This is a genomic window from Bradyrhizobium septentrionale, from assembly GCF_011516645.4.
In the GTDB taxonomy this organism is placed as follows: domain Bacteria; phylum Pseudomonadota; class Alphaproteobacteria; order Rhizobiales; family Xanthobacteraceae; genus Bradyrhizobium; species Bradyrhizobium septentrionale.
On sequence record NZ_CP088285.1, the window covers coordinates 793,030 to 805,466 of the forward strand.

A 12,437-nucleotide genomic window follows, 5' to 3' on the forward strand; every position below is an offset into this window, starting at 1 on the left:
GATGATGAGGTCCTTGCGTGCGCGATTTTGGTATGTCTCGGTGATTGAGCGTATTGTTTGCGGGCAGGAGAGCGCACCACGTTTTGCGGCCCGTTGCCTTCCATGCGGCGATCGCTCCACATCATCGCCCACCCATGCTCGACTCAGCGAGTCGTTGAGACAGTCCTCATCAGCAACAACCTTGGTGTAGTTTTCTAATCCTTGGCTATATTGGCCGCATACCAGGGCATAATTGAGTTACGATCATCCTGTGCCTTAACTGGGACTTAGATTTTCGGCGAATGTCCTCGCCGAGATCGAGCCGTCGGCCGTGCTCCCTCTGCCGATGGAAGTGGCCGCGATGCCTAGCAGCGTCGCTCCTCCCAGACTCGACTTCCGCCCGGCCGCTAAACGCGGCCGGGCCTTTTGTATTCACGAAGGCTCTCCCGGGACTATCGAGATCTCCTTAAGCCGATCAGCTCGACGAAAGACCTGACCAAGGATCAATGGCCTATTGGAGCGGATGCAGCGCGCAGTTCGCGGGCCGCAGCGACCATGTTGACAAGTGCCGGGCGAACCTCCTCCCATTTGCGTGTCTTCAAGCCACAGTCCGGATTGACCCAGAGCTGCGACCGCTGCAGCCGCTTCAGAGCCAAGGCCATGAGCTCCTTCATCTCGCCGGTCTCGGGAACGCGTGGGGAATGAATGTCGTACACGCCTGGCCCAATTTGGTTCGGATAGTTGTAGTTCCTGAACGCGTCGAGCAGTTCCATCTTCGAGCGCGAAGTCTCAATCGAGATGACATCTGCGTCCATTGCAGCAATCGCATGGATGATGTCGTTGAATTCTGAGTAACACATGTGGGTATGAATCTGAGTTTGTTCGGCGACGCCCGATGAGCAGATGCGGAAGCAATCTCCAGCCCACTCGAGGTAAACGGTCCACTGCGCACGACGCAATGGCAAGCCTTCGCGTAGTGCAGCCTCATCGATCTGGATCATGGAAGCACCCGCATTCTCGAGATCGCCGACTTCATCTCGAATTGCGAGCGCAATCTGACGGCAGACTTCGCTTCGGGGAATATCCTCGCGAACGAACGACCAGTTCAAGATCGTTACTGGTCCGGTCAACATCGCCTTCATCGGCCTTTTGGTTAGCGACTGCGCATAGCGCCACCAGTCCACCGTGATCGGCTTCGGCCGCGAGACATCTCCAAACAGGATCGGCGGCCGGACACAGCGCGAGCCATAGGATTGCACCCAACCGTTTTTGGTAAATGCGAAGCCGGAGAGTTGCTCGCCGAAGTACTGCACCATGTCATTGCGCTCAAACTCGCCATGGACGAGCACGTCCAGACCGATGTCTTCCTGCCAACGTACGGCGCGCGCCGTCTCTTCCTTGAGGAACTTGTCGTATTGCTCGTCGCTCATCGCGCCTCGCGCATGCGCCGCCCGGGTATTACGGACCTCTGAGGTCTGAGGAAACGATCCGATCGTCGTGGTCGGGAACGCTGGCAGCCCGAAGCGCTTGCGTTGGATCTCGGCCCGACTGGCAAATGGGCTGGCGCGCCGGCGCATGGCCTGGTTGATCGCACTCAGCCGGACAACGACATTGGCATCTCGGATCTTCGGCGACGTCCGGCGGACGGCTGCGGCACACTCCGATTCCGCAAGAGCTTTCGCAACATTCTGGTCGCCTGCGAGTGCCCGCGCCAAGGTCGCAAGCTCACGCATCTTCTGAACCGAGAAAGCAAGCCAGCTCTTGACGTCGGAGGCGAGCCCGGTCTCGAGTTCAACATCGACCGGCACATGAAGCAGCGAGCAGGATGGGGCGATCTGTACGCGGTCCTTACCAAGCTTCGCAATCGCGGGGTCCAGTCGCTGGCGGAGCGCCGACAAATTCGATCGCCAAACATTCCTACCGTCTATGACGCCGAGCGACATGACGAGGTCACTTCGGCCGCTCGCAATGATCTGGCTCAATAACTCTGGCGCGCGAACCAGATCGACGTGAAGCCCGGCAACAGGCAGGCGCAGGGCAGCGTCCAGATTGTCGCAGAGGCCACCGAAATAGCTTGCAACCATGATCTTGATGGCCGGCCCTTCCTTTGCGAGCCGGCCATAAGCATGTACCAAGGAGTTTCGCGAACTCTCATCCAGATCAAGGACTAGCCAAGGTTCGTCGAATTGAACCCAATTTGCCCCGCGTTTGGCCAATTCCTTCAAAAGCTCAATATAGACCGGTATCAGGTCATCCAGCAGTGACAGTGGCTGGAACGCACGATCGGCACTCTTGCCAAGCTTCAAGAATGTAACCGGCCCGATCAGGACAGGGCGCGTCTGAAAGCCAAGGGCCTTGGCTTCCTCGTACTCCTCGATTGGTTTGCGAGAGGATAGTCTGAAAGTCTGCCCCGGGTGAAATTCCGGGACCATGTAATGGTAGTTGGTGTCGAACCATTTGGTCATCTCCTGCGCGGGTGCGCCATATCCACGCGACGGGTGACCGCAACTCCCATCCTGACCGTCGCATTGTGACCCGCGTGCCATGGCGAAGTATGTCTTGAGCGAAATGGATCCGGCATTCGTCTCGTAGACTTCTGGGATGGCACCAACCATGACACTGGTGTCGAGCACCTGGTCGTACAGCGAGAAATCGTTCGATGGGATCACGGTGATACCGAGAGACCTCTGGCGAGCCCAATTTGCGGCACGTAGGCCAGCTGCATCCTCGAGCAACTGCTGTTCGGCGATTTTTCCGGCCCAGTAACTTTCGAGCGCAACCTTGAGCTCTCGCCTTGGACCGATGCGTGGCGTTCCGAGTGTGGCAACCGGAAGAGAGAGAAGAGACATAGCGTTAACCCCATATTGGGGGCAAAGGCCATGGCGGACGCAGGCAGAAGAAGTCGCGCGAGCGACCGCTGCTTGGCGCACCACCGGGACACCCCGCCCGTGGACGAAGATAGTGTCGGGGCAGGTCTCCTGGCTCGCGGCTCAGCGCTGCTGTCCGGCCTTCCCGAAACCGTCAGGCTTCAGTGACTTCGTTGGACAGCGGCTCGCCGCTCACAGTTGCGGGGACAGCGCCGGCATTGACACCGGCTTCCCTCTTAGCTCCGGCCTAATGAGACTGGAGAACCTCGACACCTTCAATTATCGGCAAAAGGGATGTTCCGTCAACCTCGCGAATTCATGTTGCGATCTGCTAATGTGCCTAGCGGCATGCCCACCGTTCATCCTCGATGCAGAAGTCGCTCTGCAATCACGGACATCGGATGACATCCCGAAAGTCCCTCCGCGTGGGCAGCGACAAATCCGAATACGCCGCCTTTGCGCCGAGGACCACTTGGTCGAACAGACGGCTTTCATGCAAGCTGGCCCCGGTTCATCAAGCACGGCGCGCTGCCTTCTCCAAGCAATCAACGATCCACCGAATAAGATAGCATACGCGGCGCGAGGTGTTTCTGTGATGCCAGCCATTTCTGGTAGGCGTCACTCAGAGCTGGCTCCGCAAATTCGGACAGTAGCTTGAGTGGATTTTCTGCCTGACAGCGGCGAGGATTCTTGCCGCGAATCAGGAGCGAAGATGACGAAGAAGAGCCGCCGGATGCATTCTCCGGCATTCAAGGCGAAGGTTGCTTTGGCTGCGGTCAAAGGCGACAAGACGCTGGCGGAGCTGGCGCAACTGTTTGATGTTCATCCGAACCAGATCACGATCTGGAAAAACCAGCTCCTGGAAGGCGCCGCCGGCGTGTTTGGGCATGACAAGGCGTCGGCCGAGACGCCGGTCGATTTGAAGGCGTTACATGCCAAGATCGGCGAGCTGGCGTTGGAAAACGATTTTTTGTCCGGCGCGCTCACCAAGGCGGGCCTGCTGAGCGCAAAGCGATGATCGACCGCGGTCATGATCTTTCTATCGTGCGCCAGGCGAAGGTCCTGAAGCTGGCTCGCAGCACGGTCTACTATGAACCTCGGCCAGTTTCGGCCGAGGACCTTGCCTTGATGCGTCGGCTCGATGAGCTGCATCTCGATTATCCCTTCGCGGGAGCGCGTATGCAGCGATCGTTGCTGCGGCGGGAGGGCGTATACGCCGGTCGCCGCCACATCGCGACGCTGATGAAGCGCATGGGGATCGAGGCGGTCTATCGTCGCCCGAACACGAGTAAGCCGGCACCGGGTCACAAGATCTACCCGTACCTGTTGCGCGGATTGAAGATCGAGCGGCCCGACCAGGCGTGGGCAATGGACATCACCTACATTCCGATGCGGCGTGGCTTCGTCTATCTCGCGGCGGTCGTCGATGTGTTCAGCCGACGGGTCCTGGCCCATCGCGTCTCGATCACAATGGAGGCGGCCTTCTGCGTCGAAGCGGTCCAGGAGGCGTTGGCGAAGCACGGCAGGCCCGAGATTTTCAACACGGACCAGGGCAGCCAGTTCACCAGCCTCGAGTTCACCGATGTGCTGCTGGACGCGAAGATCGCCATCAGCATGGACGGCAAGGGCGCCTGGCGCGACAACGTGTTTGTCGAGCGGCTCTGGCGCACGGTCAAATACGAAGAAGTTTATCTCCGCGCCTACGACAGCGTGTCCGAGGCGCGAGCGTCAATTGCCAAGTATCTGGCCTTCTACAATCAGGGACGCCCTCACTCGAGCCTTGACGGGCGCACGCCCGACGAGGCTTACTTCGGCACGCAAGCTATGGTGATCGCCGCATGACCGTCGCCGACGATTTTGTCGTCGCTCTGGTCGGGCTACGCCCTCCCGACGCAACGACAAAATCGTAAGGCCCCGCGTTCAGCATAACCCGGCAGGAATCCACTTAAATCCCGCGGGGCGCTGTCCAAACAACCGGCGCCAGCTCTCTCGGACACTTTTTGGCGATACTGCCCAGGCAAGCATATCAACCAAACCAAGGAGACCGGCTCGCAATGAAAATGGCTGTTTGGAGTGCCCTCGGTGTCTTTGCTGTTGCCGTCTCGGCGGTCGGCTTGTTCGGATTGATGGTAAGACCGCTCTTGAGTAACGCCGCTCGACAGATTCTCTCGAAACTATTGATCGGCTCAAGCCGAGGCTAGCACGGCTCAGCGCCTCTACCTGCTTGCGGAGGACAGGACTTGCGTCGAAGCCGCATCTTCCGGTCGATTGAAGAGCACGATATGCGCCGGCCGACACGAGCGATCGCGCATGCCAGTGAATGCTATCATCTCGCCCGCCTGCTTAAAGCGTGCACTTCGGCGGCGTCTGTTCTAAACGCCCGGCGCTGATGGGCGGTTTCGTATCGTTGTGGGCCCTTGAGTGCCAAGCACATCTGCCTGGCGCTGCAACTAGCACTTCAGGACTGTCGCATAGTCGCGAAGGAGCGCCAATCGCGTGTGGATAGAGCCACGACGTTCAAAACCGAACGACGGGTTCGATGGTAGACAATCTGCTCTAGCCCGTCTTATTCGTCAGAGGGCGCCTGAGAGGCTGGCGAGCGTGGTGTAAAGCGCTGATGCGGCGTAGGATTCGGTTGCAAAGCCACCCCATCACCTTCAGCCGCGAACACCACGCCCGCCATGACCGATGATACGATTCTGCCCTTCTCGTTTCCAGCCGTTCACGCCAGGAAAGTCACAGCTGCCTTCGATGGCGGTCGGCTGACCTCGAACGGGGGCGTGATGCTTCTGGCGATGGCCGAGCGGCGTCTCGGCTTGGCCGACAATTTGGCCCGGGTGTTCCCGGATCGGCGCGATCCGACGCGGGTCGTGCACAGCCTTGTCGATATGTTCCGCGCGCGCATGTTCGCGATCTGCTGCGGCTACGAGGACGCCGACGACCTCGATCATCTGCGGTCCGATCCCGCATTCAAGCTGGCCTGCGGACGGCTGCCGGACACGGGTCGCGATCTGTGTTCCCAACCGACGCTGTCGCGGCTGGAGAATGCTCCGCGCCTGCGCGACGTGATCCGACTGACCTACACTTTGGTCGACGCATGGATGGATAGCTACCCGCGCGAGCCGGCATCCGTCACGCTCGACATCGATGATACCTGCGATGTCGTCCACGGCCATCAGCAGCTCTCGCTGTTCAACGCTCATTATGACGAACGCTGCTTCCTGCCGATCCACGTCTACGACACGGAGAAGAGCCGGCCCGTGGCGGTCGTGCTGCGGCCCGGCAAGACGCCGGGCGGCGTCGAGGTGCGTGCCCATCTGCGCCGCCTGATCCGGCATATCCGGACGCGGTGGCACAACACGCGAATTACGTTCCGTGGCGACGGGCGCTATGCTCGGCCGGAGGCAATGGCGTGGTGCGAGACCAACGGCATCGACTACATCTTCGGTCTGTCCGGCACCAAGCCGCTCGCCAGAAAAGTCGACGAGGCCGCCGACGACATCCGCACGCGACGCGCCATCGAGAACCTGCCGGTTCTGCGTGGCTATACCGAGACGCGCCACAAGGCAAAGTCCTGGGATCGCGAACGGCGCACCGTCGCCCGTATTGAGGCGACGATGCTTGGCCTCGACATCCGCTTCGGTCGTCACCAGCCTCGATGTCGGTTCGGCCGAGTGGATCTACGACAGCCTGTATTGCGCGCGCGGCCAAGCCGAGAATCTGATCAAGCTGCATAAGACACAGCTCGCCTCCGATCGCACCAGCTGTCGTTCGGCGCTCGCCAATCAAGTCCGCCTCGTTCTCCACACCGCCGCTTATTGGCTGATGCTGACCGTGCGCGACGCGATTCCCAAAGTCCGGGAATTGGCCACTGCCGAGTTCGCGACGCTGCGTCTTCGGCTCTTGAAACTCGCTGCCCGTGTCGTCGAGACCACGAGCCGCATTCGCCTTGCGTTTGCCGCGGCATGTCCCGAAGCCGACCTGATCCGCGGCTTGCCAGGCGCGCTGCTGCCGCTCGGTCCTTGACCGGCGGGGCGTCCGCCCCCCGTTCGCCCAACCTACACCTTAAGCGCGTTGCAAAGTACGGGTCGTCAGGCGGTGAAAAGCCGAAGGCAATCCCGCGCGCCTCGTCAGAGCAGATGTGCGGCCACATCAATCGGACCAAAAAACCGCACTCTCACGAATAGGACGGGCTAGACTGTCGTGAGACACCTCGCCGCAAGTCGATCACCTGCGCCACCGGAGATTAAGCGCGTGATCAAGCGCGTGCCATGAATTCTGCAGGTCGAGGCGGACTGAAGGGACGCATTGCAACGTACGCAGGTCGGAAAGTCGACAAAGGCGACACAATTATAGTGCAAACGGCCGCCTATTAGCTGGCACGAAGAATGCAGGCTCTCGGTAGCCCAGGCTTCTCCTCCTGGGTAGGTCCAGCATTGCAAGTTGAGGCTGTGGCTAGCCACCGAAGTTAGCGGCGCGTGACACAAAGGGGACTACGCCTGCTCGCGCGGGACACCAGCGGGCGCCCCCGTCACGTCGCCGCTAACTTCATGCGATCGCGCATAGCGCGTTGAAGTTACCCGCCTCGGAATTGATGTGTGTGGATGAAAGCCAGACGAGCCGACAACTATGAAGCGTAAAACGGTTGGAAGACATGTGCTTTGGTTCTGGCTCATTCGATCGCTGATCTGCCACGCCGAGCTGGCCACGACGAGCAACAGTGTTCGCGCCAACGACAACGCCCTTGTCGAACGGGTCAGGTCAACATGGCGAGCGCAGGACGGCGAGACCATAGAACAAATTACCTCCAAAGTCTCGAAGGTGGCGCAGTTCGTCACTCAAACGTGGGGGGTCGCTGAAGGAGTTGACCGAACTGAATACGTGTATCTGTCGTGGACAAGGCACCACGAGCGTGCATCAGACGAAGTGTACGTTATCACCTGGAAGGTCGCATCTGACGGAGGCATTGAAGTGGCGTCGACATATGCAAAGCCCATTGAACTGGGCTGGCGCGCCTTTGCGCTCTCGCTGATCGCCGGTGAAATCGCAGATGGCGAAAGGACCGCTAATCTTCACTTTCTGCATGATCCGGCCAACTTCAACTTCGTGACGACGGCGCAAGGAAAGCTCGGCAATCTTCTGCGGCGCGGCCGCTGCAATATCATGGAACCCGTTGTAGTGGATTACGTGCCGAAGCCGAATGAGAATGCGACCGATAAGGGTGACATGTGGCGTGTCCTGCTTTTGGTGAACTGTAACATTCCAGGGCCGCGCTATTTTACCCGCAACGGGGTCATCACCTTCGAGAAGCGGGCGCGACGAGATTGGGAGCCGCAATCCTTCTTTGCCAAGCGCATCGCGGCATTTCCTCCGGGCTCTTGGTTCGATCGCATAGAGCCAGATGAACATGACGCATTGGAGAAGGCGCGAAAGGCCTCGGCAAATGGCCCCACAGATCATGATCCCAGCATAACTCCTTGAGACTGAGCGTCACGGAGCAGCCATGCGGTCTGCACTTAGCGCATTCTGTTACTCACGCGGACGTAGATGGCCTCCTGCCGGTAGAGCGGTTGGCCATCGGCATATTTGGCGACGGCGATCTGGGCTAAAAGCGCTTCCGTCGGAATGCCTCCTTCAATAATATGGACCGGGGCCGGGCCTGGATCACGCCGTCCTCCTTCTTGACGGCGCGTAACGATCACACGGAACTTCACCGGCACCACATCCAGACGCTCTGACACGTCCTCGCCGATCACCACCTTCTGCTTGACGGCATGCTCAGCCAGCTCTTCCGGCTCAATGACCGTTTCGATCCGTTCCAGATGGGGCGCAAAGCCCTGGCGCCGACGCGGTACGCTTGCCATCCGCTTGCTCACGGCCCTCGTTGACCTGGGCCTTGATCGCAGCGATGCCGGTCTCGATTTCCTCGAAGACAAAGGTCTGCTGTTCATCGTCACCGTTCGCAGAGCCGAGCTTTTCCGGTTCGTCGGCCGAACCGGGCGCGGTCGAAGGACCTTCAGGATCTGCGTCAGCCGCTCGATACGCGCATCGGCATCGGCGTTGCGCGCCCTGATCGGCGACTTCGCTCTCCAGAGCATCGGCGCGGGCCGCCTCTCGGCCATCGCAAGCACCATGGCTCTCAGCATCTTTACGTCATTCGGGAGGTTGTGATCGGGCGGCGTCATTGACCCGACCAGAGCACATTTTGCCCCGGTTCTCTTGCCTTTTCAGCCCACTGATTCACTTCGCCGCAGCGCTATACCCAACAGTTTCCGGCGGCTTGACCGCCACGGTCTGGACCCGCTTCCAGTCCAGAGCTATCGCTGAAAGTTGGTGACGGCGGGAATCGGGAAGGCGGCATATCGTGGGGGTGCTTGACGCCTCCACTTCTCCACCGAAGGAGCGATATGCCGTGGCCAAAGATAACATCATCAAGTTGATTCAGCCAGGAAACGTCGACGATCAACTCACCGAAATCTTGCGCAATGGGGCGCGTGCTCTGTTGGCCCAGGCGGTCGAGGCCGAGGTCGCGGACTTTCTCGGCAAGCATGCCGATTTGAAGACTGCGGACGGCCACCAGCGCGTCGTGCGCCACGGTCACCTGCCGGAACGCGAGGTTATGACCGGTATCGGTCCGGTCGGCGTCCGCCAGCCGCGTGTACGCGATCGCGAGGCGGAGGTGACCTGCCCCGACCGCATCCGGTTCTCTCCGTCGATCCTGCCGCCCTACATGCGCCGCTCGAAATCGATCGAGACGCTGCTGCCGATCCTTTACCTGAAGGGTATCTCCACCGGCGACTTCTCCGAGGCTCTGGCGGCGCTGCTCGGCAAGGATGCTGCCGGGTTGTCGGCATCCGCCATCGGCCGTCTGAAGGACGGTTGGCTTGACGAACACACCGCGTGGCAGAGGCGCGATCTGTCGGCGAAGCGCTACGTCTACATCTGGGCCGATGGCATCCATCTCCAAGCACGCCTCGAAGACGAAAAGCAGTGCATCCTGGTGCTGATCGGCGCGACGCCGGAAGGCCGCAAGGAACTGGTCGGCTTCACCGATGGCGCCCGCGAGAGCGCGCAGGACTGGCGCGATCTGCTGCTCGACCTGAAGCGGCGCGGGCTCGGCGTGCCGCCGCGGCTCACCATCGCCGACGGCGCGCTCGGGTTCTGGAAGGCCGCCGGCGAGGTCTGGCCGAAAACGCGCGAGCAGCGCTGCTGGGTACACAAGACCGCCAACGTGATCGCCAAGTTGCCGAAGAGCCAGCAGCCTAAAGCCAAACGCGCGTTGCAGGAGATCTGGATGGCCGAAACCAAGGCCGCCGCCGAGCTGGCGTTCGACGCCTTCATCGAGAGCTACACGCCCAAATACGAGAAGGCGGCCGACTGCCTGAGCAAGGATCGGGACACGCTACTGGCGTTCTACGACTTCCCGGCCGAACACTGGAAACACCTGCGGACCACGGATGAGATGGACAAGCGATTTTTTCATGACCGAGATGACGATTGCAGAAATCGCGTACGTCCATTCTTTTGTTCGGCTGCGCCGCGGGCCATTCTTCCGTCCCGGCCACCGATCTCGCAGCCGCCGCGCGCAGGGGCGGTCAAGGCTGGCCGCGTTTGCGGCCACCGCAAGGCTTGGCCTTGACCGGCCCGAGCACGGCGGCATGCTGGCGTGGAACGGGACTGCATTCCTGGCTGGCCCTTGCCGTCAGGCGGGATTATCCTTGGTGGGCGCGGGCGACCTCGTGGCGAAGCGTGGCGCATCGGCTGCAAGCGTCACCGGGCTGCCCTATTTTGTCCTGCCGAGCTGAGGCGCCCGCGCGCCGGTTTTTGGCCGCCGTGGTTTCCATTGCGTCACCAAGCGCTCGTAGCTTTGCTCTGCCTGGGCGGCAATCAACATCTCGCGGTCGCGCAATGCCTTGATGTTGTAGGCATACGCTGGCCCACGCCGGCTGCCTTTCTGTTGCGGATGTCCGGCTTGAAGCTGCATCGCGCGGGTCTTGATGGCGACCAGTGCCGGGCGCGCCCACAGGTAATCCTCGCCCTTCGTCAACAAATGCCAGCAAAGCACGGTGAGCTTCCGGGCCACGGCCACCGCGGCGATCTGATGGCCGCGCCGGGCGCGGATGCGCAGGAAAAACGCATGCAGTGGACCGGGCGCCTTGGCCGCTGCCCAGGCCGCCTCGACCAGCATGGCGCGCGCGTGACTGCGGCCGATCTTGCTGATGCGGCCGTGATGGGCGGCGCCCAGTCCGGACTGCCGCACCCGCGGGTTCAGCCCGAAATAGCTCACCAGCTTCTGCGGGCTGTTGAACCGGCTGATGTCGCCGATCGCCGCCACGATGCCGGCGGCGACCGCCAAGTTGACGCCGGTGATCGTCATCAATCTGTTGACCGCGGAATCGTCGATGGCGTCCTGCGCGATCTCGCGGTCGAGCAGGGCCAGATCTTCCGCCAGCCGGTCAAGCTCGCGGACGTGCCGATCGATCGCCGCGCGCTCATCGTCTGGCAACGGTTGAGCGGCCAACCACGCCCGGCCGCGGCCGTTGAAAAGATCGGCATGCGGGCACTTCGGGATCAGGTGCGCGTGCAGGATCGAATGCACCTCGTTCTTGAGCCGCGTGCGATGCCGCACGAGCTGGTAGCGCCGCGCCACCAGCCGACGCTTGCGTTCGGTCTCCGCGTCAGGCGTCCAGATCTGCGGCAGGTACCCGGCCGCCTGCAGACTGGCGAGCGTGCCGGCATCGATCTTGTCGGTCTTGACGTGAGCCTGGGCGATCGCCTTCACCTGCAGCGGATTGGCGATAATCACCCGTGCCACGAACGGCGCCAGAACCCGCGACACCGCCATGCTGTTGGCGGTCGCTTCGACCACCACCTCATCACTGGCCAGCAGGGTCTTGCCAAATCCCTCCAACGCAGTCCGCGTCATATCAATGCGGCCCGCATGTCTGAGCCTGCCGTCCTCCCAAACCACCACCTCCCCGAAAGTTCGGTGGACGTCGATGCCAATCACCCGTCGCATTCGCACCTCCTGCCAATCAGAATACATGACGGGAGCTACGGGCGACACGACAACTACGGATTCGCGCTCTCAGCGCAACCGGGCGAGTCGCAGAGGCGGCCAGCTACTAACTCGAGCTCGCGGCTCATCGTATGCATCGGCCTGCCCGCACCTTCGTGCTCCCGGTGCCTCTGTCCCGATGGTCGCACCATACGCTACGATCTTGAATATCGCAGCGGAACATCGGCACCGAGAAATCTCATACCGGTTACCAATCCCATTGAAAGCACCTTCGCTACCGTGCGCCACCGCACGATCCGATCGAAGGGCTGCCTGTCCAACAGAACGGCGCTCGCGATGGTCTTCAAACTGCTTGAGGCCGCGCAGAAAAGCTGGCGTCGTCTCGATGGCCACAACCAGTTGCCAAAACTCGTTCTCGGTGTGACATTCAACGATGGGATCGAGGTCATCGCCAAACCGACTGACCGTCAGCCCATAACCGCCGCCGCCTGACCGGCCGCGCCGTCACCAAAATTTGGCGATAGCTCTCCAGTCCATTCAATCCACCAGTGCCATCAACTGCGCAGGATTCA

General features: G+C 61.0%; 4 protein-coding genes, 4 pseudogenes and 1 riboswitch. Of the genes and pseudogenes, 5 read left to right on the forward strand and 3 right to left on the reverse strand.

Annotated elements, in window-relative coordinates:
• Positions 1 to 482: 482 nt before the first annotated feature.
• Positions 483 to 2,828, reverse strand: a complete 2,346-nt coding sequence (gene metE / locus HAP48_RS05710) for a 5-methyltetrahydropteroyltriglutamate--homocysteine S-methyltransferase (protein ID WP_166214487.1) — start codon at positions 2,826 to 2,828, stop codon at positions 483 to 485.
• 102 nt (positions 2,829 to 2,930) lie between these two features.
• Positions 2,931 to 3,130, reverse strand: a riboswitch (cobalamin riboswitch).
• A 428-nt stretch (positions 3,131 to 3,558) separates the two neighbouring features.
• Here metE and HAP48_RS05715 point away from each other — a divergent pair.
• From HAP48_RS05715 to HAP48_RS05725, 3 genes and pseudogenes are all read left to right on the forward strand, one after another.
• Positions 3,559 to 4,688 (forward strand): IS3-like element ISRj2 family transposase gene (locus HAP48_RS05715; RefSeq protein ID WP_166206328.1). Its coding sequence is split into 2 segments (ribosomal slippage): positions 3,559 to 3,811 and positions 3,811 to 4,688, totalling 1,131 coding nucleotides; the frame shifts between segments, so codons are not numbered across the junction.
• 839 nt (positions 4,689 to 5,527) lie between these two features.
• Positions 5,528 to 6,872 (forward strand): annotated as a pseudogene (locus tag HAP48_RS05720) (IS1380 family transposase).
• A gap of 603 nt (positions 6,873 to 7,475) precedes the next feature.
• On the forward strand, positions 7,476 to 8,327 hold the full coding sequence (locus HAP48_RS05725; protein ID WP_166214486.1) for a nodulate formation efficiency C protein: 852 nt from the start codon (positions 7,476 to 7,478) through the stop codon (positions 8,325 to 8,327).
• A gap of 56 nt (positions 8,328 to 8,383) precedes the next feature.
• Here the strand turns inward: HAP48_RS05725 and HAP48_RS50695 are convergent.
• A pseudogene (locus HAP48_RS50695) lies at positions 8,384 to 9,031 on the reverse strand (transposase domain-containing protein); the annotation flags it as partial.
• A gap of 227 nt (positions 9,032 to 9,258) precedes the next feature.
• On the opposite strand from HAP48_RS50695, the pseudogene HAP48_RS05740 reads away from it, so the two are divergent.
• Positions 9,259 to 10,356: pseudogene (locus tag HAP48_RS05740) on the forward strand (IS256 family transposase); the annotation flags it as partial.
• Between the two features lie 273 nt (positions 10,357 to 10,629).
• Here HAP48_RS05740 and HAP48_RS05745 read toward each other — a convergent pair.
• Entirely contained in the window at positions 10,630 to 11,847 is a 1,218-nt protein-coding gene (locus HAP48_RS05745) for an IS110 family RNA-guided transposase (RefSeq protein WP_224497085.1), read from the reverse strand.
• Between the two features lie 267 nt (positions 11,848 to 12,114).
• Here HAP48_RS05745 and HAP48_RS05750 point away from each other — a divergent pair.
• Positions 12,115 to 12,357 (forward strand): annotated as a pseudogene (locus tag HAP48_RS05750) (IS256 family transposase); the annotation flags it as partial.
• Positions 12,358 to 12,437: the final 80 nt, after the last annotated feature.